Origin of the sequence: Acidovorax sp. PRC11 (assembly GCF_031844105.1) — a bacterium.
GTDB lineage: Bacteria > Pseudomonadota > Gammaproteobacteria > Burkholderiales > Burkholderiaceae_C > Paracidovorax.
Genome location: NZ_JAUZUQ010000014.1, coordinates 44,031 through 68,647, shown reverse-complemented (window position 1 = coordinate 68,647; position 24,617 = coordinate 44,031). Strand labels below are relative to the sequence as shown.

The 24,617-nt window shown below is 71.3% G+C and carries 21 protein-coding genes, 1 tRNA gene and 1 pseudogene; 15 read left to right on the top strand and 8 right to left on the bottom strand.

The features are described from left to right. Positions 1 to 136: 136 nt before the first annotated feature. Both Q9R47_RS16385 and Q9R47_RS16380 read right to left on the bottom strand, forming a co-directional pair. The gene (locus tag Q9R47_RS16385; protein ID WP_311234248.1) at positions 137 to 814 is read right to left on the bottom strand and encodes a DUF3016 domain-containing protein; all 678 of its coding nucleotides are present in this window, start codon (positions 812 to 814) and stop codon (positions 137 to 139) included. Then, the gene (locus Q9R47_RS16380; protein ID WP_311234247.1) at positions 811 to 1,812 is read right to left on the bottom strand and encodes a LysR family transcriptional regulator; all 1,002 of its coding nucleotides are present in this window, start codon (positions 1,810 to 1,812) and stop codon (positions 811 to 813) included. Before Q9R47_RS16380 ends, Q9R47_RS16385 begins: the two co-directional genes overlap by 4 nt. A 316-nt stretch (positions 1,813 to 2,128) precedes the next feature. Between Q9R47_RS16380 and Q9R47_RS16375 the strand changes: the two genes are divergently transcribed. The 6 genes from Q9R47_RS16375 to Q9R47_RS16350 all read left to right on the top strand — a co-directional run bounded on the left by Q9R47_RS16375 (position 2,129) and on the right by Q9R47_RS16350 (position 9,152). Beyond that, positions 2,129 to 4,369 (top strand): malate synthase G, encoded by a 2,241-nt coding sequence (locus Q9R47_RS16375; protein WP_311234246.1) that lies wholly within the window; start codon positions 2,129 to 2,131, stop codon positions 4,367 to 4,369. Between the two features lie 161 nt (positions 4,370 to 4,530). Further along, positions 4,531 to 6,108, top strand: a complete 1,578-nt coding sequence (locus Q9R47_RS16370; RefSeq protein WP_311234245.1) for a methyl-accepting chemotaxis protein — start codon at positions 4,531 to 4,533, stop codon at positions 6,106 to 6,108. A gap of 40 nt (positions 6,109 to 6,148) precedes the next feature. Further along, positions 6,149 to 6,391 carry a cysteine-rich CWC family protein gene (locus Q9R47_RS16365; protein WP_311234244.1) on the top strand — a complete coding sequence of 81 codons (243 nt, stop codon included), beginning with the start codon at positions 6,149 to 6,151 and terminating at the stop codon, positions 6,389 to 6,391. Then, positions 6,388 to 6,615: a 4-oxalocrotonate tautomerase gene (locus Q9R47_RS16360; RefSeq protein ID WP_159502766.1), complete on the top strand. Its 228-nt coding sequence runs from the start codon at positions 6,388 to 6,390 to the stop codon at positions 6,613 to 6,615. The genes Q9R47_RS16365 and Q9R47_RS16360 overlap by 4 nt, the downstream gene beginning before the upstream one ends. Positions 6,616 to 6,787: 172 nt before the next feature. Further along, positions 6,788 to 8,236, top strand: coding sequence for a DHA2 family efflux MFS transporter permease subunit (locus Q9R47_RS16355; RefSeq protein ID WP_311234243.1), 1,449 nt, complete (start codon positions 6,788 to 6,790; stop codon positions 8,234 to 8,236). 148 nt (positions 8,237 to 8,384) lie between these two features. Next, positions 8,385 to 9,152 (top strand): class II glutamine amidotransferase, encoded by a 768-nt coding sequence (locus tag Q9R47_RS16350; protein ID WP_311234242.1) that lies wholly within the window; start codon positions 8,385 to 8,387, stop codon positions 9,150 to 9,152. A gap of 18 nt (positions 9,153 to 9,170) precedes the next feature. Here Q9R47_RS16350 and Q9R47_RS16345 read toward each other — a convergent pair whose 3' ends face one another. Continuing rightward, positions 9,171 to 9,335, bottom strand: coding sequence for a hypothetical protein (locus Q9R47_RS16345; RefSeq protein ID WP_200847291.1), 165 nt, complete (start codon positions 9,333 to 9,335; stop codon positions 9,171 to 9,173). A gap of 387 nt (positions 9,336 to 9,722) precedes the next feature. Here Q9R47_RS16345 and Q9R47_RS16340 point away from each other — a divergent pair, with 387 nt between their 5' ends. Continuing rightward, on the top strand, positions 9,723 to 10,106 hold the full coding sequence (locus tag Q9R47_RS16340) for a bacteriocin (protein ID WP_311234241.1): 384 nt from the start codon (positions 9,723 to 9,725) through the stop codon (positions 10,104 to 10,106). Positions 10,107 to 10,296: 190 nt separating this feature from the next. Here Q9R47_RS16340 and Q9R47_RS16335 read toward each other — a convergent pair. Both Q9R47_RS16335 and Q9R47_RS16330 read right to left on the bottom strand, forming a co-directional pair. After that, positions 10,297 to 10,372 (bottom strand) — tRNA-Arg (locus Q9R47_RS16335). Between the two features lie 28 nt (positions 10,373 to 10,400). Next, entirely contained in the window at positions 10,401 to 11,093 is a 693-nt protein-coding gene (locus Q9R47_RS16330) for a TetR family transcriptional regulator (RefSeq protein WP_311234240.1), read from the bottom strand. Between the two features lie 201 nt (positions 11,094 to 11,294). Between Q9R47_RS16330 and Q9R47_RS16325 the strand changes: the two genes are divergently transcribed. The 5 genes and pseudogenes from Q9R47_RS16325 (at position 11,295) to Q9R47_RS16305 (ending at position 19,829) form a co-directional block, all read left to right on the top strand. Further along, positions 11,295 to 12,602, top strand: a complete 1,308-nt coding sequence (locus Q9R47_RS16325) for an efflux RND transporter periplasmic adaptor subunit (RefSeq protein WP_311234239.1) — start codon at positions 11,295 to 11,297, stop codon at positions 12,600 to 12,602. A gap of 24 nt (positions 12,603 to 12,626) precedes the next feature. After that, positions 12,627 to 15,784, top strand: a pseudogene (locus Q9R47_RS16320) (efflux RND transporter permease subunit). Between the two features lie 29 nt (positions 15,785 to 15,813). Beyond that, positions 15,814 to 17,289 (top strand): efflux transporter outer membrane subunit, encoded by a 1,476-nt coding sequence (locus tag Q9R47_RS16315; protein ID WP_311234238.1) that lies wholly within the window; start codon positions 15,814 to 15,816, stop codon positions 17,287 to 17,289. Positions 17,290 to 17,523: 234 nt separating this feature from the next. After that, positions 17,524 to 18,777 carry a kelch repeat-containing protein gene (locus Q9R47_RS16310; protein ID WP_311234237.1) on the top strand — a complete coding sequence of 418 codons (1,254 nt, stop codon included), beginning with the start codon at positions 17,524 to 17,526 and terminating at the stop codon, positions 18,775 to 18,777. A 146-nt stretch (positions 18,778 to 18,923) separates the two neighbouring features. After that, on the top strand, positions 18,924 to 19,829 hold the full coding sequence (locus Q9R47_RS16305) for a c-type cytochrome (RefSeq protein ID WP_311234236.1): 906 nt from the start codon (positions 18,924 to 18,926) through the stop codon (positions 19,827 to 19,829). A 49-nt stretch (positions 19,830 to 19,878) separates the two neighbouring features. Here Q9R47_RS16305 and Q9R47_RS16300 read toward each other — a convergent pair whose 3' ends face one another. From Q9R47_RS16300 to Q9R47_RS16290, 3 genes are all read right to left on the bottom strand, one after another. Beyond that, a complete protein-coding gene (locus Q9R47_RS16300; RefSeq protein ID WP_311234235.1) occupies positions 19,879 to 20,421 on the bottom strand; it encodes a DUF2946 family protein in 543 nt (180 codons plus the stop codon). Continuing rightward, positions 20,414 to 21,505, bottom strand: a complete 1,092-nt coding sequence (locus Q9R47_RS16295) for an alpha/beta fold hydrolase (RefSeq protein WP_311234323.1) — start codon at positions 21,503 to 21,505, stop codon at positions 20,414 to 20,416. Before Q9R47_RS16295 ends, Q9R47_RS16300 begins: the two co-directional genes overlap by 8 nt. A gap of 61 nt (positions 21,506 to 21,566) precedes the next feature. Further along, on the bottom strand, positions 21,567 to 22,016 hold the full coding sequence (locus tag Q9R47_RS16290) for a nuclear transport factor 2 family protein (protein WP_311234234.1): 450 nt from the start codon (positions 22,014 to 22,016) through the stop codon (positions 21,567 to 21,569). A 232-nt stretch (positions 22,017 to 22,248) separates the two neighbouring features. Here Q9R47_RS16290 and Q9R47_RS16285 point away from each other — a divergent pair, with 232 nt between their 5' ends. From Q9R47_RS16285 to Q9R47_RS16275, 3 genes are all read left to right on the top strand, one after another. After that, complete coding sequence (locus tag Q9R47_RS16285) at positions 22,249 to 22,866, top strand: LemA family protein (protein WP_311234233.1); 618 nt, start codon at positions 22,249 to 22,251, stop codon at positions 22,864 to 22,866. Between the two features lie 38 nt (positions 22,867 to 22,904). Beyond that, a complete protein-coding gene (locus Q9R47_RS16280; protein WP_311234232.1) occupies positions 22,905 to 23,849 on the top strand; it encodes a TPM domain-containing protein in 945 nt (314 codons plus the stop codon). 83 nt (positions 23,850 to 23,932) lie between these two features. Further along, positions 23,933 to 24,508 carry a TPM domain-containing protein gene (locus Q9R47_RS16275; protein WP_311234231.1) on the top strand — a complete coding sequence of 192 codons (576 nt, stop codon included), beginning with the start codon at positions 23,933 to 23,935 and terminating at the stop codon, positions 24,506 to 24,508. Positions 24,509 to 24,617 lie beyond the last annotated feature (109 nt).

Sequence of the window (24,617 nt, the reverse complement as noted above, 5' to 3'; positions counted from 1 at the left end):
GACATGCCGCAGGATGGAAAAGAACCGGCCGAAAGACAAGGAGCCTAGGGGGACGCACCCTGGGGTGGCCGTCGGCACGCCGCCTGCATGCCTGTGGGCGAGCGCCTACACGCTGGCGCGCAGCGGTGTCGCGGGATCAGTTCCCGCCGAATTCCCTGCGCACCCAGTCGTCGACCAGGCCCTTCTCGTAGCGTAGCGGATCGGCCCCCCCTCGCGCTCCGCGCTCCATGAACGCCGGGTCGCTCAATTCGCGGCGGCCCGACTGCAGCACCGTGCCATTCGCGGCCAGGCGCTTGAACTCGAGCACGATGCGGGGCGGGTAGATGTTGCGCACCACGCGCACCTGCCCGGCCTGCGGGCCACGCGCCGGCTCGAAGCCCCCGGCGCGCTGCACGTCCACCAGGCGCACCTCGAGCGTCTGGCCCTCGGGCAGCGCCGCGGCGGCGCGTTCGGAGAGGTGCATGCAGAGCGCGTCCACCCAGGCGCGGCGGGCCCGGTCGGGTTCGCGCGGACCGTTGCGGACATCGCTGAAACCGGCCGGATCGGCGGTGGTCACACTGACGATGCCGGGCGGCGGCGGGCCTTTGCGCACGCGCGGCGGCACGGATGCGCCGTCCCGCGTCCCCGCGGGGGTGGACGCGGAGGCAGAGGCGTCCTGCGAGGGAGCGCGGGCGCCGGGCGCTCCGGCGCAGCCGGACAGCACGACGGCCAGCGCCAGCGCGGCGGCGGCCGTGGCCCCGGCAGCGGGGCCGCGCGGCGAGCGCAGCGGCGGCACGGAAGGATCGGCGGGCGCAGCGGGGAAGGGATGCGTCATGGCGAAGTGGCCTGCGGGACAGGCGAAGGGGACGATGGAGAGGAGGCCGGCAGCGGAAACGCGTGCGACGCGCGGCGCCAGAAGTCCGGCTGCGCGTAGTGGTGCTTGAGGTAGTCGATCCAGAGGCGCACGCGCAGCGGCAGATGGCGCGCGTGCGGAAAGACCACGTAGATGCCGTTGGGCGGCGCGGCGAACGCTTCCAGCACGGCCACCAGCCGGCCGGCGGCGATTTCCGCCTCCACCTCCCAGGTGCTGCGCCAGGCGATGCCCCAGCCGCCCAGGCACCAGTCGTGCAGCACCTGTCCGTCGGAACAGTCGAGCGGCCCGCCCGGCTTCACGTGCACGACTTCGCCCGGCGCGCCGCCCGCGTCGGGCGATGGCATGCGGAAGGCCCAGCCGCGCGTCTGGGAGGCATCGCTCGACAGCATCAGGCACGCATGGCGCGCGAGTTCCGAGGGGTGGCGCGGCGTGCCGTGGCGTTCCAGGTAGGCGGGCGTGGCCACGCAGAGCCGGCGGTTGTCGGCGATGCGCACGCTCACCAGCGACGAATCCGGCAGGTCGCCCACGCGCACCGCGCAGTCGAAGCCCTCGCCGGCCAGATCCACCACGCGGTCGCTCAGGTTCAGCGAGATGCGGACCTCGGGGTGCAGATCCCGGAAGGGCGGCACCAGCGGCGCCACGTGCCGGCGCCCGAAGCCGGCGGGCGCGGTGATGCGCAGGTGCCCGGTCGCCCGGGCGCCGCCGACCGACACGCTGGCCTCGGCCTCGGCCACGTCGGCCAGCAGGCGCTGGCAGTCTTCCAGGAAGGCGCTGCCTTCGTGCGTCAGGCTGATGCGGCGCGTGGTGCGCACCATGAGCTTCACGCCCAGGTGCTCTTCCAGGGCATCGAGCCGCCGCCCCATGATCGCGGGCGCCACGCCCTCGGCGCGCGCCGCAGCCGTGAGACTGCCGCGCGTCGCCACCGACACGAACGACTCGAACGCCTTGAGTTTGTCCATGGGCGGCCATTATGGTCAGGATGTAACGCGGCCACGGCCAGCCCGGGCCGAGCACCGCCCGAACGGCCACCTCCCGCCCACCGCCAGCGCCCATCCATCGGCCGCCTTGCGCTATGGAATTCGGAGCAAACCGATGGACACCGCTGTTGCACTCTCGCGAGCGCCCCGCCCACCCGGCGCATTCGTGCAAAAAAGTCACTGGTTCTGAGCTTCGTGCACGGTTTATGCGGATAAACAATTCAAATACAGTGGCCCCATGCCGCTCTGCCATGGGCACCGGCCGTTCATTGTTCCCTGTTCCACGCAAACCACCACCATGACCGACCGCACCACCGTCCACGGCCTGCAAGTGGCCTCCTCCCTGCACCGATTCATCGAAGACCGCGTGCTGCCCGGCACGGGCGTCGACGCCGCCGCGTTCTGGTCGGGCTTCGATGCCATCGTGCGCGACCTCGCCCCCCGCAACATCGCCCTGCTGGCCGAGCGCGACCGGCTGCAGGCGGAGCTGGACGCCTGGCACCGCGCCCATCCGGGCCCCGTCGCCGACATGCCCGGCTACCGTGCCTTCCTGCAGGAGATCGGCTACCTCGTGCCGCAGCCCGCGGAGGCCCGCGCCACCACCGCCAACGTGGACGACGAACTGGCGCTGCAGGCCGGCCCGCAGCTCGTGGTGCCCATCCTGAATGCCCGCTACGCGCTCAATGCAGCGAACGCGCGCTGGGGCTCGCTGTACGACGCGCTCTACGGCACCGATGCGATCTCCGAAGACGGCGGCGCCGAGAAGGGCAAAGGCTACAACCCCGTGCGCGGCGCCAAGGTGATCGCTTTCGCGCGCAACGTGCTGGACACCAGCACCCCGCTCGCGGCCGGCTCCCACAAGGATGCGAAGGCCTACCGCATCGAGGGCGGCCAGCTCTCCGTGCTGCTGGAGGACGGCTCCTCCACCGGCCTGAAGGACCCGGCCCAGTTCGTGGGCTACCAGGGCGACGCGGCCGCGCCCTCCTCCGTGCTGCTGCGCCACAACGGCCTGCACCTGGACATCCGCATCGACCGCGGCACGCCCATCGGCCAGACCGACCCGGCCGGCGTGAGCGACCTGGTGCTGGAAGCGGCGCTCTCCACCATCCTCGACCTGGAGGATTCCGTCGCCGCCGTGGACGCCGAGGACAAGGTGGCGGGCTACGCCAACTGGCTCGGCATCCTGCAGGGCACGCTCACGGAGACCTTCCAGAAGGGCGGCCAGACGCTCACCCGCGGCCTGAACCCCGACCGCGTCTACACGGTGCCCGGCGGCCAGGGCGAGGTGCGCCTGCACGGCCGCTCGCTCATGTTCCTGCGCAACGTGGGCCACCTGATGACCAACCCTGCCGTGCTCTGGACCGACGCCGCCGGCACGCAGCGCGAGATCCCCGAGGGCATCCTGGACGCCGTGGTCACCACCGCCATCGCGCTGCACGACCTGCAGGGCAAGGGCCAAGCCACAGGAAGCGGCGCCCGAGGCGCCGCGGGCCTGCGCAACTCCCGCAAGGGCAGCGTCTACATCGTCAAGCCCAAGATGCACGGCCCGGCGGAAGTGGCCTTCGCGAGCGAACTGTTCGGCCGCGTGGAAGCCCTGCTGGGCCTGCCCGAGAACACCGTGAAGCTCGGCATCATGGACGAGGAGCGCCGCACCAGCGTGAACCTGAAGGCCTGCATCGCCGCCGCCCGCGCGCGCGTGGCATTCATCAACACCGGCTTCCTGGACCGCACGGGCGACGAGATGCACACCGCCATGCAGGCCGGCCCGATGGTCCGCAAAGGCGACATGAAGACCAGCGCCTGGATCCAGGCCTACGAGAAGAACAACGTGCTGGTGGGCCTGTCCTGCGGCCTGCGCGGCCGCGCGCAGATCGGCAAGGGCATGTGGGCCATGCCGGACCTGATGAAGGCGATGCTGGAGCAGAAGATCGCCCATCCCCGGGCCGGCGCCAACACCGCCTGGGTGCCCAGCCCCACGGCCGCGACGCTGCATGCGCTGCACTACCACCAGATCAGCGTGCAGGACGTGCAGAAGGAACTGGAGCAGCAGGACGCCGACGGGCAGCGCGACACCCTGCTCGCCGGCCTGCTGACCATCCCGGTGGAGGCCGCGCCGAAGTGGTCCGACGCCGAGAAGCAGCAGGAGCTGGACAACAACGCGCAGGGCATCCTGGGCTACGTGGTGCGCTGGATCGACCAGGGCGTGGGCTGCTCCAAGGTGCCCGACATCCACGACGTGGGCCTGATGGAAGACCGTGCCACGCTGCGCATCAGCAGCCAGCACATCGCCAACTGGCTGCTGCACGGCGTGGTGACCGAGGCGCAGGTGCGCGAGACCTTCGAGCGCATGGCCGCCGTGGTCGACCAGCAGAACGCCGGCGATCCGGCCTACCGGAAGATGGCCGGCCGCTTCGGCGAGTCGGCCGCCTACCGGGCCGCGTGCGATCTCGTCTTCAAGGGCGTGGAACAGCCCAGCGGCTACACGGAGCCCCTGCTGCATGCCTGGCGGCTGAAGGTGAAGTCCGGCGCCGCGCACTGACGTAGAAACCGCCTGCCATCCCTGCGGCCTCCGGCCGCCGAAAGCACCCCTCGCGGGTGCTTTTTTTCGCCCTTCGGAAAGTCGATACTTAAAATGTATCAACATGTAACCGCAATCGTTTATCCTACAAGGGTTTTCCCTTATAAGAACTGATCTGCATCATGAATTTCCACCACCTGTCCATCGGTAAACGCCTGGGACTCGCTTTCGGCCTGCTGACGCTTTTCATCATCGGCATGCTGGCCATCGGCACCTGGCGGCTGCAGTCCGTGGCGCAGGACACCGCGGCGATGATGAACCTGCCCCTGGCGAAAGAGCGGCTGATCTCCGACTGGTACCGCACCATCTACAGCAACGTGTCGCGCCATGCCCTGGTCGCGCGCAGCAGCGACACCGCCCTGGCCGGCCGGTTCATGCAGGAGAACGCGGCCGCCTCCCGCCAGTCGACGGAGCAGCAGAAGCAGTTGGCCCGGCTCATTTCCGGCCCCGGCGAGCAGGCCCTCTTCGACCGGGCCGGCGCGCTGCGCACGCAGTTCATCACCGCCCGCGATGCGATCTACCAGGCCAAGGCCGAGGGCCGATCGGAAGACGCCCAGCGCATCCTCGACACCGAGTTCACCCCGTCCGGCAAGGGATACCTGGATGCGCTGCAGGCCCTGCTGGACTTCCAGCGCCGGCAGATCAACGAAGCCTCCGCCTCGGTGCAGCGCAACTACGAAAGCGGCCGCAACGCGCTGGTCCTGCTGGGCCTGCTGGCCACCGGGCTGGCCGTGGCCCTGGCCCTCTCCATCACGCGCAGCGTGACGCGTCCCCTGCACCGCGCCGTGTCGGTGGCGGAATCCGTGGCGGGCGGCGACCTGACGGCGCGCAGCGGCAGCACCGCGCGCGACGAGATGGGGCAGCTGCTGCGCGCCCTGGACGCCATGGCCTCGCAGCTGCGCGACACCGTCGGCCAGGTGCGCCGCGGCGCGGACGGCATCGCCCTTGCCTCCACCGAAATCGCCACCGGCAACCTGGACCTGTCCAGCCGCACCGAAGAGCAGGCCAGCGCGCTGCAGCAGACCGCCGCATCGATGGAGCAGATGACCGCCACGGTGCGGCAGAACGCGGACAACGCCGCGCAGGCCGACCAGTTGGCGCGCTCCGCGTCCGACATGGCGGTGCGCGGCGGCGAGGTGGTGGGCAACGTGGTGGCGACGATGGGCGGCATCCACAACGCGTCGCGCAAGATCGTGGACATCATCGGCGTGATCGATTCCATCGCCTTCCAGACCAACATCCTGGCGCTGAATGCCGCCGTGGAAGCCGCCCGGGCCGGCGAGCAGGGCCGCGGCTTCGCCGTGGTCGCCTCCGAAGTGCGCACGCTCGCGCAGCGCTCGGCCACCGCCGCCAGGGAGATCAAGGCGCTCATCGATGACTCCGTCACGCGGGTGGACGCGGGCAACCGGCTGGTGGAAGAGGCCGGCACGGTGATCCGCGACGTGGTGGCCGGCGTGCGCCGCGTGACCGGCATCGTGGCCGAGATCAGCGCCGCCAGCCAGGAACAGACCAGCGGGCTGGAGCAGGTGAACCGGGCCATCGCGCAGATGGACCAGGTCACCCAGCAGAATGCCGCGCTGGTGGAAGAAGCCGCGGCCGCCACCGGCTCCCTGGAGGCCCAGGCCTCGCAACTGGTCCAGGCGGTGGCGGTGTTCCGCGTGGCCGACGCGGGAACGGCGGTGCCGCGCCTGGCGGCCTGACGGCCGGAAGCCCCGGCGCGGCGCAGCCTACACTGCCTGCATGCCCGACGCCCCCCCGTCCCCGGACCCCGCCCGCTGCCCCCTGTGCGGCCAGCGCAACCAGTGCGCCATCGAGGCCGGCCAGCCGGCCGCGGGCTGCTGGTGCATGGGCGCCGCGGTGGACCCTGCCGCCCTGGCCGCCGTGCCGGACGCGGCACGCGGCCTGGCCTGCCTCTGCCCGCGCTGTGCGGCCGGCGCGCGCGCAGCCTCGCCGGACAGCGCACCCGCCATGCCGCCGATATGATCGGCAGGCTGTTTTTTCGCATCCAAAAGGAACCATCCATGCCCACGTACCACATCGAAATGATGGAAGGCCGCACCGTCGAGCAGAAGAAGAAGCTCGTGGAGGAGATCACCCGCGTCTCCGTCGAGATCCTGGGCGGCTCGCCCGAATCCGTGGACATCCTCATCACCGACGTGAAGCGCGAGAACTGGGCCACGGGCGGCAAGCTCTGGTCTGAGAGATAGTGGGCATCCCCCTGAGCGGCTGCGCCGCTTCCCCCTTCTCTCGATTTGCTGCGCGCATCGGGAAGGGAGACGACGCCAGCGCCGCGGGGCGGCCCTTGCGCGGCGTCTGCTGGCCCAGGCCGTGCCTGCTGCGCATCAGGCTGCCCCAGCCAGATTCATTCCGGGGCACGGCATGACGGGCTCCGCCGCCCTGCTGCGGGAGCGGTACGGCGAGCGCTACCGGTGGCTGCTGCTGCTCTCGGTGATGGTCGGCACCATGGCGTCGATCATGTCGTCCACGATCGTGAACGTCGCCATTCCCGACATGAGCCACCACTTCACGCTGGGCCAGTCGCGCGCCCAGTGGGTCACCTCGGGCTTCATGGTCGCCACCACGGTGGCCATGCTGGCCACGCCCTGGCTGCTCGCGCGCTACGGCTACCGCGCCACCTACGTGGGCGCGATGGCGCTGCTGCTGGCCGGCGGCATCGGCGGCGGCGTGGCCGGCCAGTACGAATGGGTGCTGCTGGCGCGCGTGCTCGAAGGACTGGCGGCGGGCGTGGTGCAGCCGATCCCGGCCGTCATCATCCTCTACGCCTTCCAGCCGCACGAGCAGGGCCGCGCGAGCGGCATCTTCGGCATGGGCGTGGTGCTGGCGCCGGCCATCGGGCCCAGCGTCGGCGGGCTGCTGGTGGACTGGTTCGGCTGGCGCTCGATCTTCTTCATGGTGGTGCCGTTCTGCATCGCCTCCATCGCGCTCGCCTACAAGTACGTGCCCGTGAGCAGTCCCGGCGGCGTGGCGGCCGACCGCGCGGGCGCCACGCTCGACTGGGCCGGACTGCTGCTGGGCGCCGCCGGCACGCTGTGCCTGCTGAACGGCCTGGTGGCGCTGCACAGCGGCCCGGCGCTCGAGGCCGCCGCGCTGCTGCTGGGCGCCCTCGCGGCGCTGGCCGCGTTCATCGCCTGGGAGCGCCGGGTGCTGGCGCGCGGCGGGAAACCGCTCATGGACCTGCGGCTCTTCGAGGTGCGGCAGTTCGCGATGGGCAGCATCGTCGCCTTCATCTACGGCACGGCGCTGTTCGGCTCCACCTACCTGCTGCCGGTGTTCATGCAACTGGGGCTGCAGCTGTCGGCCTCGCACGTGGGCACCATCATGCTGCCGGCCGGGCTCGTGCTGGCGGCCACCATTCCGATCGTCGGGCGCATGGCCGACCGGCAGCCCACGCACCTGCTGGTGGGCACGGGACTCGCTTTGCTGGCGATCTCCTTCGGTCTCATGGCCCTGGTGGGACTGCACGCCACGGTGTGGCTGCTGGTGGCCATCACCGCGCTCGGGCGCATCGGCCTGGGCTTCATCCTGCCCTCGCTGAACCTCGGCGCGATGCGGCCGCTCGCCAAGCCGCTCATCGCCCAGGGATCGAGCGCGATCAGCTTCGTGCGCATGCTCGGCGGCGCCGCGGGCGTGAGCCTGTGCGGCATCGTGCTGGAGTGGCGCATCGCCGCGCACGGCGATTCGCTGCAAAATGCGGTCAGCAGCCCGGGGCGCGTCGCCGCGTTCGGCGAAACCTTCCTGCTGCTCACGGGCCTGTGCCTGCTGGCGCTCGTGGCCGCGTGGCAGCTGCGGCCGCCGCGCAAGGGCTGACGGCCGGCCTGCCGACCCGGCTCGGCCAACGCGGCGGCGCGCCGCCGATCCGGGGAGGCCGGGCGGTGCAGACGGGCCGCCGCCGCCGTCCGCTCGCGCCCAGCCCGGTTTCCACCTTCTCGTCTTTTCACCATCCGCCCCCTCCGCCATGTGCCAGCTGCTCGGAATGAACGCCAACACGCCCACCGACGTGACCTTCAGCTTCACGGGCTTCGCCCAGCGCGGCGGCATCACGGGCGACCACTCGGACGGCTGGGGCATCGCCTTCTTCGAGGACAAGGGCCTGCGCCATTTCGTCGACCACCAGCGCGCCGTGGATTCGCCCGTGGCCGAACTGATCCGCCGCTACCCGATCCGCAGCCGCAACGTGATCGCCCACATCCGCAAGGCCACCCAGGGCAGCGTGGCGCTGCAGAACTGCCATCCGTTCGTGCGTGAACTCTGGGGCCGCTACTGGGTGTTCGCGCACAACGGCGACCTGAAGGAATTCCGCCCGCGCCTGCATGCGCACTTCCATCCCGTGGGCGCCACCGACAGCGAGCACGCGTTCTGCTGGATCATGCAGGAGCTCTCCAAGTCGCACGCCGCGATGCCGAGCGTGGCCGAACTCACGCTGACGCTGCGCGAACTGGCCGCGCGCATCGCGCCGCACGGCACCTTCAACTTCCTGCTCTCCAACGGGCAGGCGCTCTGGGCGCATGCCTCCACGCACCTCTGCTACATCGAGCGTCGCCATCCGTTCTCGCAGGCCTGCCTGTGCGACGAAGACCTCACGGTGGATTTCTCCGCCCAGACCACGCCGCACGACCGGGTGGCCGTCGTGGTGACGGCGCCGCTCACGAGCGACGAAGTCTGGACGCCGTTCCGCAGCGGCGAGCTGAAGGTGTTCGTGGACGGAACCTGCCAGGCGCTCTGAGCCGCGGCGGCAGGGCGCTCAGCCCAGCGGCTTCCACGGCGGGGCTTCCGGCTCCGGAAAGCACGGGGCCGGCACCCCCGGCCGCAGCATGGCCTCCCGCTGCCGGCGCCGCTTCAGCTCGCGGGGTTTGCCGGTATTGCGCCCCAGGACGGCATCGGGCCAGTGGCGGTGGGACTTGGACATGGAGAACCTCCTGAAGCTGGGCAATAAGTGGTCTTCACTGCATTGGCGCACCGCGGCATTCCCCCGGCCGTCGGACGGCGACCCGAACGGCACGCAGGCGAAGCGCATGGCCTTGCCAGCCGGAACGCTACCGGAGGGGCATGACGGATTGCGGACAGGCGCACGACCGCCGCGGCGGGGAAATCCGTAGCACGTGCCGTGCCTGCTGCTGCGAATTGATGCAAGTCAAGACCGGCCGCGCATGTAGGACAGGCACTGCGCTTTGGCTGACACGGCTTCGATCCCCAGGCCGGCGCGGCGGCTCCGGCGGCGGGCGGTACAACGGTTCCAGCGGGCCGGTGCCCGCATTGCACTGAACCGCTGAATCAACGAGCCGAAGGAGAAACCATGCACCCCGAACACAACACCACCCCGAACACCGCCGTCGTCAGTCCTTCCGCGGACGGCGTGCCTGTGGAGCACCAGCCGGGCCACGGCGTGCCGTCGCAGGACCCGAGCCCGGCGGCCCAGGTGGCCCTCTCGCCCGCAGAGGCGGAGCGCGAAGCCGGCTCGGTGCTGGCGGGCGGCGGCGTGATGGCCGGTGCCGCGACCGGCGCCGCGGTGGGCGGGGCCGTGGGCGGCCCGATCGGCATCGTGGTCGGCGTGGCCGTGGGGGGCGTGGCTGGGGCGTTGGGCGGCGCCGCCGTCAGCAAGGCCACGGTGGAACCCTCGGCGCCCGGCACCGTGCCGCCCTTGCCCGAAGACACGCACGAGCCCGACCTGCCAAGGTGATCGATAACGGAGCGGGCCTGCGGAGCGCCGCGCACCACGCGCACCACGGGATGAATGCCGGCCGTGCGGGAAACGGCATGGCATGGCCCTTGCCGGAGAAAAAAAAGGGGAACGGGAAGACTGCCGCCCCATGGCCCTCGCGGGCCTGCCTGGCGGCAGCGGAGGGAGAGGCGGGAAGCGCCGAGAATTCTGGTGCGGCTGGCGGGGATCGAACCCACGACCCTTGGCTTCGGAGGCCAATACTCTATCCACTGAGCTACAGCCGCACGCGGGCCCTTGCGGCCCAGGGGCGGATTATGGCACGGCGTTGCGGCGCGACTGGCAAATCTGCCACGGGATGCCCGCGACGAGCGGATCGACCCCCTCCGCCACGTCGAACCCCAGCCCGCGCAGGTAGGCGTCCACCGCGGCGCGGCCGGTCTCCGCGAGGCCGAAGGTGGCATCCCCCAGCATCCACACCTGCATCAGGCCGTCGAACAGCGCCTGCAGGCCGGTGGCGGCGACCTCGGCCGAGCAGGACAGCGCGAGCCCCTGGTCCTGCGCGGCGAGCGTGATCTCGTTGGCGAACTGCTGGCGGAACTCCAGGCTGGCCTCCAGGTGGCGGTCGCGCACGGCGGAGAGCTCGCCCACGTATTCCACGCGGAACATCGCGATCTCGAAGACCCGGCGCACCGAGGGGTCCTTCTCCAGGCTGCGCAGCACGAAATCGATCACGGCGCGCAGGCGCTGCAGCGGGGCCATGCGGTCGTTGCCCGCGCAGCCGTCGTTCGCGCATTCCAGCGGCAGCGTGACGCGCTCCATCATGGCGTTGAACAGGTCCACCTTGTCCTTGAAGTGCCAGTAGATGGCGCCCCGGGTGGCACCGGCGGCCTGGGCGATGTCGTTCAGGGATGCGTGCGAGACACCCTTCTGATAGAAAACGTGTTCTGCCGCATCCAGCAGGCTGTTGCGGGTGGCGACCGCATCTTCCTTGGTACGTCGGGCCATGGGGGTGTCTCCTTGGGTTCTGCTGTCCGGGCGACGCGCCGCCGGGCCTGGGTAAGCCGGGATGCACGCTGCGCAGGCTAATTATACATTCATGTTTGTATGTATAATCCCCGCGAAATTCAAGGGCCGCCGCATGGGTTTGACGTGTCTCAAGTCCATGCGGCAGCCTTTCCCCCCTCGCGCCGATCCGGAAGGACTTCCATGTACCGCTTGAGTGTTGACTCCGATGTCTCCGCTGCCCCGTTCCGCCGCGCTTCGCGGTCCGGGATCTTCTGCCTGGCCCTGCTGACGGCCGCGGCCCTCACGGCCTGCGGCAAGTCCGGCGATTCCGCCCAGCAGGCCCAGGGCGGCGGCACGCCACCGCCGCCGCAGGTCGGCGTGGTGACCGTGGCCCCGGGCGACGTCGGCCTGGTCACCGAACTGCCGGGCCGCCTGGAAGCTTCGCGCGTGGCGCAGGTGCGCGCCCGTGCCGCCGGCATCCTGCAAAAGCGCCTCTTCACCGAAGGCAGTGACGTCAAGGCCGGGCAGCGGCTGTTCACGATCGATGACGCGCCCTACCGCGCCTCGCTCGAAAGCGCCCAGGCGAGCGTCGCCCAGGCGGAAGCCAACGTGGCGCAGACCCGCGCCCTGGCCGAGCGCTACAAGCCGCTGGTGGCGGTGAACGCGGTGAGCCGCCAGGAATACGACAACGCCGTGGCGTCCCAGAAGACGGCCGAGGCCAACCTGGCCGCGGCGCGCTCCACGGTCACCACCGCCCGCATCAACCTCGGCTATGCCGCGGTGACGGCGCCGATTTCCGGCCGCATCGGCCGCGCGCTCGTCACCGAAGGCGCGCTGGTCGGCCAGGGCGAGGCGACGCAGCTCGCGGTGATCCAGCAGATCGATCCGCTCTACGTCAACTTCACCCAGTCCGCCTCCGACGCACTGAAGCTCAAGGCCGGCCTCGCGAGCGGCAAGTACAAGCAGGCATCCAAGGGCGCCGCCTCGGTGAGCGTGGTCATGGAGGACGGCAGCGTGCATCCGCAGACGGGCAAGCTGCTGTTCACCGACCTGTCGGTGGACCCCACCAGCGGCCAGGTGACGCTGCGCGCCGAAGTGCCCAATCCCGAGCGGCAGCTGCTGCCCGGCCTTTACGTGCGCGTGCGCCTGGAGCAGGCCCAGGTGGACAACGGCGTGCTGCTGCCGCAGCAGGCCGTGACGCGCTCGGCCAAGGGCGACACCGTCATGGTCGTGGGCGCGGACAACCACCTCGCGCCGCGCCCGGTGAAGCTCGGCCCCGCCCAGGGCACCAACTGGGTCGTGCTGGACGGCCTGAAGACCGGCGAGAAGGTGATGGTGGACGGCTTCCAGAAGCTGCCGCGCGGCAAGCCGGGCGACCCGATCGTCGTGCAGCCGGTGCCGTGGCAGCCGGCCGGCGCCGCGCCCGCGGGCGGCGCTTCGGCGCCTGCCGCCGGTGCCTCTTCCGCGCAGCCCCCTGCTTCCGGCGGCTCGGCCCCCGCGAAGCAGTAACCCCCAGAACACGGAGCGCGGCACATGGCCAAGTTCTTCATCGAACGGCCCATCTTCGCATGGGTCATCACGATCTTCATCATGGTGATGGGGGGAATCTCCATCACCAAACTGCCGATTGCGCAGTACCCGGCCGTGGCGCCGCCGACCATCCAGGTGTCGGTCGCCTACCCCGGCGCCAACGCCCAGACGCTGGAGGACAGCGTGCTCGCCGTCATCGAGCGGGAGATGAACGGCGCCACCGGCCTCGCCTACGTCGAGACCACGAGCCAGGCCAACGGCACGGGCTCGATCACGCTGAGCTTCGAGCCCGGCACCAACGCCGATCTGGCGCAGGTGGACGTGCAGAACCGGCTTTCGCGTGCCACGCCCCGGCTGCCCGCCGCGGTGACGCAGCAGGGCGTGCGCGTGGAGCAGTCGCGCTCCAACTTCCTGATGTTCGCCATGCTCACGACGGAGAACCCCGACGTGAGCATCGAGGCGCTGAACGACTACGCGGCGCGCAACGTGGTGCCCGAGCTGCAGCGCGTGGCCGGCGTGGGCACGCTCACGCAGTTCGGCTCGGAACGCGCGATGCGCATCTGGGTGGACCCGGCCAAGCTCAAGGGCTTCAACCTGTCGCTCGACCAGGTGAACGCCGCGATCCGCGCGCAGAACGTGCAGGTGTCCGCCGGCAACCTGGGCGACCTGCCCGCCGAACAGGGCCAGCCCGTCTCGGCCACCATCGTCGTCAAGGGCCAGCTCAACAACGCCGACCAGTTCGGCAACGTGGTGCTGCGCGCCAACACCGACGGCTCCACCGTGCGCCTGAAGGACGTGGCCCGCATCGAACTGGGCTCGCAGAGCTACAGCACCAGCGCGCGCCTGAACGGCAAGCAGGCCGTGGGCCTGGGCGTGCAGCCCACGCCGTCGGCGAACGCGCTGGCCACCGCCAAGGCGGTGCGCGCCAAGCTGGAGGAGCTCAAGAAGTTCTTCCCGCAGGGCGTGAACTACGTGGTGCCGTACGACACCTCGAAGTTCGTCTCGGTCTCGATCGAGAAGGTCGTGCACACGCTGATCGAGGCCGTGGTGCTGGTGTTCATCGTGATGTTCCTGTTCCTGCAGAACTTCCGCTACACCATCATCCCGACCATCGTGGTGCCGGTGGCCCTGCTGGGCACGTTCGGCGCGCTGCTGGCGATGGGCTTCTCGATCAACGTGCTGACGATGTTCGGCATGGTGCTGGTGATCGGCATCGTGGTGGACGACGCCATCGTGGTGGTGGAGAACGTCGAGCGGATCATGGCCGAGGAAGGCCTGCCGCCGCTGCAGGCCACGCGCAAGGCGATGGGCCAGATCTCCGGCGCCGTGATCGGCGTGACCGTGGTGCTGATCTCGGTGTTCGTGCCGCTGGCGTTCTTCGCCGGCTCCACCGGCAACATCTACCGCCAGTTCGCGGCGACGATGGCCACCTCGATCGCGTTCTCCGCCTTCCTGGCGCTGTCCCTCACGCCCGCGCTGTGCGCCACGCTGCTCAAGCCGATCGACCCGGAGCACCATGCCGAGAAGAAGGGCTTCTTCGGCTGGTTCAACCGCTCGTTCAAGAGCACCACGCACCGCTACGAGAGCTGGATGGGCAAGCTGCTGCGCCGCGGCGGGCGCATGATGATCATCTACGCCGTGCTGCTGGGCGCCGTGGCGCTGGTGTACACGCGCCTGCCGACCTCGTTCCTGCCGAACGAGGACCAGGGCTACATCATCACCAACATCCAGCTGCCGGCCGGCGCCGCGCAGTCGCGCACGAGCGACGTGCTGCGCCAGGTCGAGGACTACATGCTGAAGCAGCCGGAGGTCGAGAACATCGTCACCGTGGCGGGCTTCTCGTTCTCGGGCCAGGGGCAGAACGCCGGCCTCGCCTTCGTGATCCTGAAGGACTGGAGCGAGCGTTCGGGCGCCGAGCATTCGGCATCCGCGATCTCGGGCCGTGCGTTCGGCGCGCTCTCGGGCATCCGCGATGCGTTCATCTTCGCGCTGAGCCCGCCGCCCATCCCTGAACTGGGTACCGGCACGGGCTTCAACTTCCGGCTGCAGGACCGCGCCGCCCAGGGCCACGACGCCCTGGTGGGCGCGCGCAACCAGCTGCTGGGCATGGCCGCGCAGAGCAAGGTGCTGGCGGGCGTGCGGCCCGACGGCATGGAAGACGCGCCGCAGATGCAGATCGACATCGACCGCGACAAGGCGAACGCGCTGGGCGTGGGCTTCGACAGCATCAGCAGCGCGCTCTCTACGGCGCTGGGTTCTGCCTACATCAACGACTTCCCGAACCAGGGCCGCCTGCAGCGGGTGGTGGTGCAGGCCGATGCCGCGGCGCGCATGCGCCCGGAATCGGTGCTCGACCTGCCGGTGCTCAACGCGCAGGGCCAGACGGTGCCGCTGTCGGCCTTCGCCTCGACCCGCTGGATCACGGGCGCCATGCAGACCGTGCGCTACAACGGCTATCCGGCGATGAAGATCGCGGGCGACGCCGCGCCGGGCTTCACCACGGGCGACGCGATGGCCGAGATGGAGAAGCTCGCCGGCAAGCTGCCCCCGGCTTCGGCTTCGAATGGACGGGCCAGTCGCGCGAGGAAAAGCTCGCGGGCTCGCAGGCCACCATCCTGTACGCGTTCTCGCTGCTGGCGGTGTTCCTCTGCCTGGCGGCGCTCTACGAGAGCTGGTCGATCCCGTTCTCGGTGATGCTGGTGGTGCCGCTCGGCGTGCTGGGCGTGCTGCTCGCCACGCTGCTGCGGGGCATGTCCAACGACGTGTACTTCCAGATCGGGCTGGTGACCATCATCGGCCTCTCGGCGAAGAACGCCATCCTGATCGTGGAGTTCGCGAAGGACCTGCAGGCCGAGGGCAAGAGCGTGCTGGAAGCGGCGCTGGAAGCCGCCCACCTGCGCTTCCGCCCGATCGTGATGACCTCGCTGGCCTTCACGCTGGGCGTGGTGCCGCTGTTCATCGCCACCGGCGCCAGCTCGGCGAGCCAGCGCGCCATCGGCACCGGCGTGATCGGCGGCATGATCACCGGCACCGTGCTGGCCGTGGTCTTCGTGCCCGTGTTCTTCGTGCTGGTGCGCTCGTTCTTCAAGGGCAGCAAGCGCCAGCAGGAGCATGAGGCCCACCAGGCACAACTCCACCGCCACGCCACGGACGCGGAATGAGCCCAGACGAACGGCAGGAGCCCATCACCATGCAAGCAACCTTCAGCGCACGCCGCGGCGCGCGCCCCCTCCTCCTCTCCGCGGTGGCCGCGGCCGCGCTGCTCGCGGGCTGCAGCTTCATCCCGAAGTACGAGCGCCCGGCGGCGCCCGTGCCCGCGGCCTACCCGGCGGCCGGCGCAGCCGCGCCGGCCACGGCCGGCACGCCGGCGGCGGACATCGACTGGCGCGCGTTCTTCCCCGATCCGCGCCTGCAGCAGCTCATCGCGATCGCGCTGGAGAACAACCGCGACCTGCGCGTGGCCGCGCTCAACATCGAGCAGGCCCGCGCGCAGTTCCAGATCCAGCGCGCAGGCCAGTTCCCCACCGTGGCCGCGGCGGTGAACGCTTCGCGCCAGCCGAGCACCACCACGGGCAACTATGTCAACAGCTACCAGGTCGGCCTCGCGGTCTCGGCCTGGGAGATCGACTTCTTCGGCCGCATCGCCGCGCTGAAGGAGCAGGCGCTCGCACAGTACTTCGCCACCGAAGAGGCGCGCCGCTCCACGCAGATCAGCCTGGTCTCGGCCGTGGCCTCCGGCTGGTTCAATCTGCTGGCCGACGAGGAGCTGCTCGACATCTCCCGCCGCACCCTGCAGACGCGCGACGAGTCCGTGCAGCTCACGAAACTGCGGCTCGAGAACGGCGTGAGCTCCGAACTCGACTTCAGCCAGGCCCAGGGCCTGGCGCAGGCCGCGCGCGCCACCTATGCGCAGCAGCGTCGCCAGCGCATGCAGGACGAGAACGCGCTCGCGCTGCTGCTCGGACAGCCGCTGCCGCAGGACGTCGCGTCCACGCTCGATGCCCGCACGCGGCTGGCCGATGCGCCCGCGATGCCCGCCCTGACCGCCGGGCTGCCGTCCGATCTGCTGGCGCGCCGGCCGGACATCCGCCAGGCGGAGCAGCAGCTGGTCGCGGCCAATGCCAACATCGGCGCGGCCCGGGCGGCGTTCTTCCCGCGCATCTCGCTCACGGCCAGCGCGGGCACGGTGAGCAACGAGCTGTCGGGCCTCTTCAAGGGCGGCTCCTGGGCGTTCTCGCTGGCGCCGCAGCTGGCGCTGCCGATCTTCGACGGTGGCCGCAACCAGGCCACGCTCGATTCGGCGCGCGTGGGCCGCGACATCGCGGTGGCGCAGTACGAGAAATCGATCCAGACGGCCTTCCGCGAAGTCTCGGACGCGCTGGCGGGGCAGGCCACGCTGGGCGAGCAGTTCGCCGCGCAGCGCGCCCAGGCCGCGGCCGACGCCAAGCGCTTCGAGCTGTCCGACCTGCGCTACCGCAACGGCGTGGCGAGCTACCTCGATCTGCTGGATGCGCAGCGCTCCCTGTTCACCTCCGAGCAGCTGGTGGTGCAGACGCGGCTGCTGCAGCTGCAGAACCAGATCGCGCTCTACAAGGTGCTCGGCGGGGGCTGGACGCCCGCGCAGGACGGTGCCCAGGGCCAGGCCGGCACGGTGCCGCGGTCCTGAGCGGTTCCCGGGACCGCCGCGGTGGCGGCCCGGAGCTCCCCGACCAAGCGCCCCGCGGGGCGCTTTTTTCTTGTGCGGCCCGGCGCTGGCGCCCCCATCCCGGCGGCACGCCGCCGCCCGCCTGCGTGGCGAAAAAATCGGAATGCATTGCATGCCGTGCAGCGGCTTGTGGATTCCGGGAGGGACGGTACCTTCGCTGCTTCGAACACGCACCAGAAGGAAGGGAGGAAACCGATGCCAGATCCGCATTTCCCGGCACGGCGCATGCCACCGCACGACCTGCCGCCCCACGCCCCGCCACCGGCGCACGGCCCCACAGGCGCCGCGTTGCGGCGCCGGCACCTGCTCGGCCTGGGTGGCGCGGTCTCGGCCTGCGCGGCCCTCGGCGTCCAGGCAACGCCCCTGGACCCGGACGACGACGGCGTATGGACCCGGCTGCAGAGCCCCGGGGCTCCGTCGGAGCGCAGTGCCCCGGCGGCCGCCGCGCTGCGCAGCAGCATCTATCTCTTCGGCGGAGTGAAGGACGACTTCCGCACCGGGCGCAACGATTTCCTGGCGGACCTGCACCGCTACGACGTGCATGCCAACCGCTGGACGCGGCTCGCGCCGCCGGGCGATGCACCGTCCCCGCGCGCCTTCGCGGGCGGAGTGGCGGTGCCCCACCGGAACTGGCTGGTGGTGTTCGGCGGCGCCCGCTACTCGGCCGATCTGTCGCAGTTCACCCCGCTCGCGGACGTCTGGGCCTACGACGCGTCCGCCGGCCGCTGGCAGGTCCTGTCCGGCATCGCACCGGACCCGGGCAGTCCCGCGCCCCTGCCGCGCGCCTGGCCGGTGGTCTGGCGCGCGGACGACCAGCTCTACGTGTTCGGCGGGGTGGTGGCGGGCTTCCGCACGCTGAACGACCTCTGGCGCTTCGACCTCGCCAGCCGTTCCTGGACCCAGCTCGCGCCCCACGGCGCGCCGGGATCGCCACCGCCGCGCTACTCGGGCGCCGTGACGGGCACGCCCCACCGCGGGCAGGTGACGCTCCACGGGGGCGAGGCCACCGATGGCAACGGCGGGTTCGTCTTCCTGCGCGACACCTGGACGCTCGACCTGCACACCCTGGCCTGGCGGCAGCTCGTGCTCGGCCCGGGCCAGGACATCGACCCGCCGCAGAACCATGGCGCCGACGCGCTGCTCGGCAATGGCCTGCTGATGGCCGGCGGCGACCAGCCCGGCGGCAGTTCGGGCTGCGGCGCGGGGTTTCCGCAGAACCCGACCAACGCCCTGCGGCGGCTGGACCTGAACGCGCAGGCATGGCGCCGGCTCGCACCGCAGGGCGATGCCTTCCCGCGCATCAAGCGCACCGCGGCCGCCACGGTGCTGGGCGAGATGTACGTGTTCTCGGGCTTCGGCTTCACCTGCGGGGCCGACGGCGGCGGCGGACAGCGCTGGAACACCGACGTCTGGCGCTACACGCCGCCCTACCGGTACTGGGGCCACTGACGGGGTTCGACGGCCGGGCATGCGCGCTTCTTGACCCAGCGCAAGGGTGTTGCGGCTGGCCGTTTTCCCTAACGGCCGGCCGTCAGGTCGCTTTCTATAATCGTCCGCTGGTTCCGCCAGACATACCCCCATAGAGGACCACCCCCATGAGCGACACCCCCCACGAAGAAGCGCACACCGGACCGATCAAGAACCCCCGCCAGCTGCTCTGGACGGTCTTCTTCTGCTTCGTGGTGCCCGTCTTCGCCATCATCGGCCTCGTGCTCTACGTGACGTCGGGCACCAAGCCGGCCCAGGGCGCGGGCAATCCCGAACGGGCCCTGGCCGAGCGCATCCAGAAGGTGGGCATGGTGGAGGTGCGCGACGCCAACCGGCCGCTGCGCAGCGGCGAAGAAGTCTTCAAGGGCCAGTGCGCCGCCTGCCATGCCACCGGCGCGGCCGGTGCGCCGAAGTTCGGCGACGCGGCCGCCTGGGGACCGCGCATCCAGACCGGCTTCGAGAAGCTCGTGCATTCCGCGCTGGCCGGCAAGGGCGCGATGGCTCCGCAGGGCGGCGGCGACTTCAACGACACCGAGATCGCCCGCGGCGTGGCCTACATGGCGAACGCGGCCGGCGCCAAGTTCACCGAGCCTGCGGCGCCTGCCGCCGCGGGCGCTTCCGCCCCCGCCGATGCACAGGCGGCCACCACGCCGGGCGCGCCCGCACCTGCGGCACCGGCCGTGGCGGCAGCGCCCGCCGAACAGGCCCCTGCCGCCCCTGCGGCAGCCGCCCCCACGGCGGCGGTCGCGACGGCACCTGCCGCCGCCGTGGCCGCCGGCGCGGGCGAGGCGCTCTACAAGCAGGCCTGCCAGGTGTGCCACGCGGCCGGCGTGGCCGGTGCGCCGAAGTTCGGCGACAAGGCGGCCTGGGCCGAGCGCCTGAAGGACGGCATCGACGGCATGACGCGCATCGCCATCGCGGGCAAGGGCGCGATGCCCCCGCGCGGCGGCACGCAGGCCTCGGACGCGGAGATCCGCGCCACCGTGGAGTACATGGCCAACGCCGTCAAGTAATCCACCCGCCTGCCCCGAAGAGCCGGCCCCGTGGCCGGCTTTTTGCCGTTCAGGCCCGGAGTTCCGAAGGCCGCATTACATAGCCGTAGCGCTCGGGCAGGCCGCCCGCCTGCACGTCCACGGGCGTCCACAGCCCGCGTTCGACGGCGCGCGCCGCGATTTCCATGTCCAGCGTGTGCACGAGGCCGAGCACGCGCCCGTCGAACAGGTAGAGCCGGCCGTCCTCGTCGAGCAGGCATTCCCGCACGGACGAGCGCTCGCCGGTATGGGCCGTGATGGCGAAACCGCCATCGGCGGCCTCGTCCTCCTCGACGCGCCAGACCACCGGCGTCGCTTCGAGCTCCACGTACACGCGCTGCGGCCCGTTCTGGAAGAACCAGCGGCCCTGCTCGTCCGGCTCGTAGTTGCGCTGGATGAAATCGATGAGCTTGGCATGCTGCAGCAGCGCGCCGCGCGCGGCGGGGAATGGCCCCTGGGCCTGCACGGCGTCGTCGCGCATGAACCAGCGGCCGCGCGCATCCAGGCCCAGCCAGCCGTAGCAATCGGGTACGTTGGGCCACCGGGCGATGGCCTGCTTGACGATGTCATCCATGGGGCGATCGTAGAACGGCCGCGGCGGCCTCTGCGTAGGTGGGTGTCCCGGCCGGCACGGCGGGCGCGGCCCCGGCCTGCCGGGCCAGCCAGTCGGCCACGGCTTCCGGCATGGCCCGCACGTGGCCGGGGAGGCGCCCGAACGCGAAGCCCACGTGCCCGCCCTGCGGCGGTTGCCAGAGCGTGACGTGCGCGCCGACCTCGCCGGGGCGCGGCAGGCTCGCCGCGGGAACGAACGGGTCGTTGAGCGCGTTCACCGCCAGCGCCGGGATGCGGATCGCAGGGAGCACGGGCTTGGCGGAGGCACGGCGCCAGTAGTCGTCCGCATCGCGGAAGCCGTGCAGCGGCGCGGTGAACACGTCGTCGAAAGCGTGCAGGTCGCGCGCGGCCCGCAGGATGTCGCGGTCGAACAGGCCGGGATGCTGCTGCCATTTGGCGAGCGCCTTGGGCACCATGGTGCGCAGGAACATGCGGGTGTAGACCTGCCGGTTGAAGCCCCGCCCGATGGCGAGGCCGCCCGCCGCCAGGTCGAGCGGCGAGCAGACGGCCGCCACCGCATCGGCGCTGCGCGCGGCGGCTGCGCCCCGCTCGCCCGCCCAGCGCAGCAGCGCGTTGCCGCCGAGCGAAACACCGGCCACCATGAGCGGTGCGCGCGGGCCCTCGGTGCCGCCCGCGGGCCGCTGCCGCTGCGCCATGCGCTGCAGGATCCAGTCGATCTCCTCGTGGTCGCCCGAGTGGTAGGCGCGCGGTGCCCGGTTGATCTCGCCGCTGCAGCCCCGGAAGTGGGGTACGGCGTAGTCCCAGCCGCGGGCCCGCGCCACGCCGGCGAAGGCCTCGGCATAGTGGCTGCGGGACGATCCCTCCAGGCCGTGGAAGAGCACGAGCAGCGGGCGCGGTGCGCCGGGCGCGCCGGGTGCGCGGCCGGGAACGCCGAGGAAGTCCACGTCCACGAAGTCGCCGTCCGGTGCCGTCCACCGCTCGCGGCGATAGGCGGGCGGGTCTCCGTCGGCGCGGCGCGCGGCGAGCGCCGGCCAGATGGTCTGCAGGTGGCCTCCGGGAAGCCAGCGGGGAGCGGCGTAGTCCATGGCGTCCGTCATGCCGGCGTGGCCGCAGCGCGCCCCTGCCCAAAGCCCGGCCGGAGCATCCTCAATGCAGTACCGGCGGCACCGGGCCGGCCACGGCTTCGTGGACGGTACCCGGGCTCGCATGGTGCGCCACCAGCCGCCAGCCCTGCGGGGTCTTGTGGTAGACGTTGGTGGACTGCACCAGCGCCTCGCGCACGTTGCCCTCCAGCCGCACTTCGACGTGCTCGACCACGCTGTGTACGGCGCTCGCCAGCGCCTGCACGCGGTGCACCTGGGCCGGCTTGGCGCGCAGCCCGCCGTGCTCGAACATGGCGGTGAACGCGGCGCGGATGGCGCCCGCGCCCAGCAGCCGGGGGCCGCCGGGGTTCACGCAGACGATGTCGTCCTCTTCCGCCCAGCAAGCCATGAAGCGGTCGATGTCGCCGGCCTGCAGTGCCTCGTAGAACGCGGCCTCGGTCTCGTCGGCAGAGCCGCTCACCAGGGCGGCGCGGTAGGGGGTGCGTGTGTTCATCGTGGATGGGTCCTCGCGTCCGGGAACGTGTTGCTGCGCATTGTCGGCAATCCGGCCGCGCCGTGCAGCCGCCGGTGGCGCATTCTCGCGCGGCGGGGACCGGTCACGCGATATGCGCATATGCGTCGCCGGCTGACGCGGCGGCAGCGGGCGCTGCGGCAGAATGGTGCCGCACCGGAGCGGAGGGGGCACGTCGCCCCCGGACGGCACTCCCGCCCGGTGGCCGCACACCATGAAACGCCTCATCGCCACCCTCGCCGCCGTGCTGGCCCTCTCGGGCTGCGGCTACAACGACTTCCAGCGCCTGGACGAGCAGAGCAAGGCCGCGTGGAGCGAAGTGCTCAACCAGTACCAGCGCCGCGCGGATCTCGTGCCCAACATCGTCGCCACGGTGAAGGGCGAGGCCGCGTTCGAGCAGGACACGCTCACCAAGGTGGTGGAGGCACGCGCGAAGGCCACTTCGATCCAGGTGACGCCCGAGACGCTGAACAACCCCGAGGCGTTCAACAAGTTCCAGCAGGCGCAGGGCGAGCTGTCGTCCGCGCTCTCCCGCCTCATGGTGGTGGCCGAGCGCTATCCCCAGCTGCAGGCCAACCAGGCGTTCCGCGACCTGCGCGTGACGCTGGAGGGCACCGAGAACCGCATCACCGTGGCGCGCAACCGCTACATCCAGACCGTGCAGGAGTACAACGTGCTCGCGCGCAGCTTCCCCACCAACCTGACGGCGAAGGTGTTCAGCTACGAGCCCAAGCCCAGCTTCACGGTGCAGAACGAAGCGCAGATCAGCACGCCACCCACGGTGGACTTCTCGCGCCCCGCGGCACCGGCGGCACCGCCCGCTTCGCGCTGAACGGCCGCAGTCCCCGACCTTCGCCCGTAGCTCCTTCCATGCGGCACTCCGGCATCCTGCGGTTCCTGCTGGCCATCGTCTGCATCGCGCTCGGGCTGTGCGCCGCGCCGGCCCGGGCGCTGCGCGCGGTGCCGCCGCTCACGGCCCACCTGATCGACGAGACCGGCACGCTCGGCGCCCCCGAGCGCGAGCGGCTGGAAGCGCGCCTGGCCGGCATCGAGGAACGGCAAGGCGCGCAGATCGCGGTGCTCATGGTGCCGACCACGGCGCCGGAGGACATCGCCGCGTTCGCGAACCGCGTGGCCAACGCCTGGAAGATCGGCCGCAAGGGCGTGGGCGACGGCGTGCTGGTCGTGGTCGCGAAGGACGACCGCCGCATGCGCATCGAGGTGGCCAAGGCACTGGAGGGCGCGATCCCCGACATCGCCGCCGCGCGCATCATCGACGGAGCCATGAAGCCGCGCTTCCGCGACGGGGATTTCGCCGGAGGCATCGATGCCGCGCTGGGACAGCTCAGCGCCCGCATCGCCGGAGAAAATCTGCCCGCGCCCACGGGGAACGCACCCGCGGCCCGCGCCGAGCGCGGCGTGGACTGGAACGATTTCGCCATCTTCCTGTTCTTCGGGGTGATGGTCGGCGGCCCCCTGGCGCGCGGCATTCTCGGCCGCGGCCTCGGAGGCGTGGCGACGGGGGGCGCGGCCGGACTCTTCGCCTACCTGTTCACCGCCAGCGCCCTGCTCGCAGCGGGCGCGGGCATCGTGGCGCTGCTCTACACCTGGCTCTTCGGCGGCCGGGCGGGCCTGGCCGGCGGACGGCGCGGCGGGCTGCGCGACGGGTTCTCGACCGGGCTGGGCACCGGCATCGGCATGGGCGGCTGGGGCGGCGGCGGCCATGGTGGCGGCGGTGGCTTCGGCGGGGGTGGGGGTTTCAGCTCCGGCGGAGGCGGCGACTTCGGCGGCGGCGGTGCTTCGGGCGACTGGTAGCCCGACCGCTCCCCGCCACAACCCCAGACCCCGATCCACTGCTGCACCAGCCACTCCAGACCGCTTCTTTTTCCGGTACGCCCATGACGTCCTCCGCCCATTCGCCCGCGCCGCCCCACCCGCCCGGCTTCGCCGCACGGATCGCGCGCCTCGCGCGCCACCGCTGGGCCGAGGGCGGCCTGCAGCGGGCGCTGCCGCCGGACCTGCTCGATCGCCTCGCGCGCCGTGTGGCGGCCAGCGAGGCACGGCACACCGGCCAGATCCGCATCTGCGCCGAGGGCGGCCTGCCCGCGAGCTACCTCTGGCGCGGCGCCAGCGCCCGGGAGCGGGCCGTGACGCTGTTCGGCAAGCTGCGCGTGTGGGACACCGAGCACAACAACGGCGTGCTCATCTACCTGCTGCTCGCCGACCACGCGATCGAGATCGTGGCCGATCGCGCCCTGGCGCGCACCGTGCCCCCTGCCACCTGGCATGCGATGGTGGCGCGCATGGGCTCGGCGTTCAGGGAGGCACGCTACGAGGACGGGCTGACGCAGGCACTGGAAGAGGTGTCGGCCCTCCTGGTGGCGCATTTCCCGGCCACGGGGGACGCCCGGGAAGCCAACGGGCTGCCCGATCGGCCGGTGCTGGGCGGAAATGCGCAGCTGAAGGACCGATAGGCCTTCGGGCCATGCTCCGCCAGGCTTGGCGGTCCGCTTTCTGCTTTTTTCGCGCAGTGCGCTTCGGCTGCGCATGGGCGCGCGACACGCGGCCAGGACGAGCGACCAT

Bases quoted from the DNA above. Each gene is read 5' to 3' on its own strand.
- Q9R47_RS16275 (WP_311234231.1), top strand. From the start codon at position 23,933: ATGACGTCCTCCGCCCATTCGCCCGCGCCGCCCCACCCGCCCGGCTTC.
- Q9R47_RS16300 (WP_311234235.1), bottom strand. From the start codon at position 20,421: ATGGATGACATCGTCAAGCAGGCCATCGCCCGGTGGCCCAACGTACCC.
- Q9R47_RS16325 (WP_311234239.1), top strand. From the start codon at position 11,295: ATGTACCGCTTGAGTGTTGACTCCGATGTCTCCGCTGCCCCGTTCCGC.
- Q9R47_RS16305 (WP_311234236.1), top strand. From the start codon at position 18,924: ATGAGCGACACCCCCCACGAAGAAGCGCACACCGGACCGATCAAGAAC.
- Q9R47_RS16330 (WP_311234240.1), bottom strand. From the start codon at position 11,093: ATGGCCCGACGTACCAAGGAAGATGCGGTCGCCACCCGCAACAGCCTG.
- Q9R47_RS16295 (WP_311234323.1), bottom strand. From the start codon at position 21,505: ATGGACTACGCCGCTCCCCGCTGGCTTCCCGGAGGCCACCTGCAGACC.
- Q9R47_RS16370 (WP_311234245.1), top strand. From the start codon at position 4,531: ATGAATTTCCACCACCTGTCCATCGGTAAACGCCTGGGACTCGCTTTC.
- Q9R47_RS16340 (WP_311234241.1), top strand. From the start codon at position 9,723: ATGCACCCCGAACACAACACCACCCCGAACACCGCCGTCGTCAGTCCT.
- Q9R47_RS16375 (WP_311234246.1), top strand. From the start codon at position 2,129: ATGACCGACCGCACCACCGTCCACGGCCTGCAAGTGGCCTCCTCCCTG.
- Q9R47_RS16365 (WP_311234244.1), top strand. From the start codon at position 6,149: ATGCCCGACGCCCCCCCGTCCCCGGACCCCGCCCGCTGCCCCCTGTGC.
- Q9R47_RS16315 (WP_311234238.1), top strand. From the start codon at position 15,814: ATGCAAGCAACCTTCAGCGCACGCCGCGGCGCGCGCCCCCTCCTCCTC.
- Q9R47_RS16355 (WP_311234243.1), top strand. From the start codon at position 6,788: ATGACGGGCTCCGCCGCCCTGCTGCGGGAGCGGTACGGCGAGCGCTAC.
- Q9R47_RS16290 (WP_311234234.1), bottom strand. From the start codon at position 22,016: ATGAACACACGCACCCCCTACCGCGCCGCCCTGGTGAGCGGCTCTGCC.
- Q9R47_RS16310 (WP_311234237.1), top strand. From the start codon at position 17,524: ATGCCAGATCCGCATTTCCCGGCACGGCGCATGCCACCGCACGACCTG.
- Q9R47_RS16360 (WP_159502766.1), top strand. From the start codon at position 6,388: ATGATCGGCAGGCTGTTTTTTCGCATCCAAAAGGAACCATCCATGCCC.
- Q9R47_RS16285 (WP_311234233.1), top strand. From the start codon at position 22,249: ATGAAACGCCTCATCGCCACCCTCGCCGCCGTGCTGGCCCTCTCGGGC.
- Q9R47_RS16345 (WP_200847291.1), bottom strand. From the start codon at position 9,335: ATGTCCAAGTCCCACCGCCACTGGCCCGATGCCGTCCTGGGGCGCAAT.
- Q9R47_RS16380 (WP_311234247.1), bottom strand. From the start codon at position 1,812: ATGGACAAACTCAAGGCGTTCGAGTCGTTCGTGTCGGTGGCGACGCGC.
- Q9R47_RS16280 (WP_311234232.1), top strand. From the start codon at position 22,905: ATGCGGCACTCCGGCATCCTGCGGTTCCTGCTGGCCATCGTCTGCATC.
- Q9R47_RS16385 (WP_311234248.1), bottom strand. From the start codon at position 814: ATGACGCATCCCTTCCCCGCTGCGCCCGCCGATCCTTCCGTGCCGCCG.
- Q9R47_RS16350 (WP_311234242.1), top strand. From the start codon at position 8,385: ATGTGCCAGCTGCTCGGAATGAACGCCAACACGCCCACCGACGTGACC.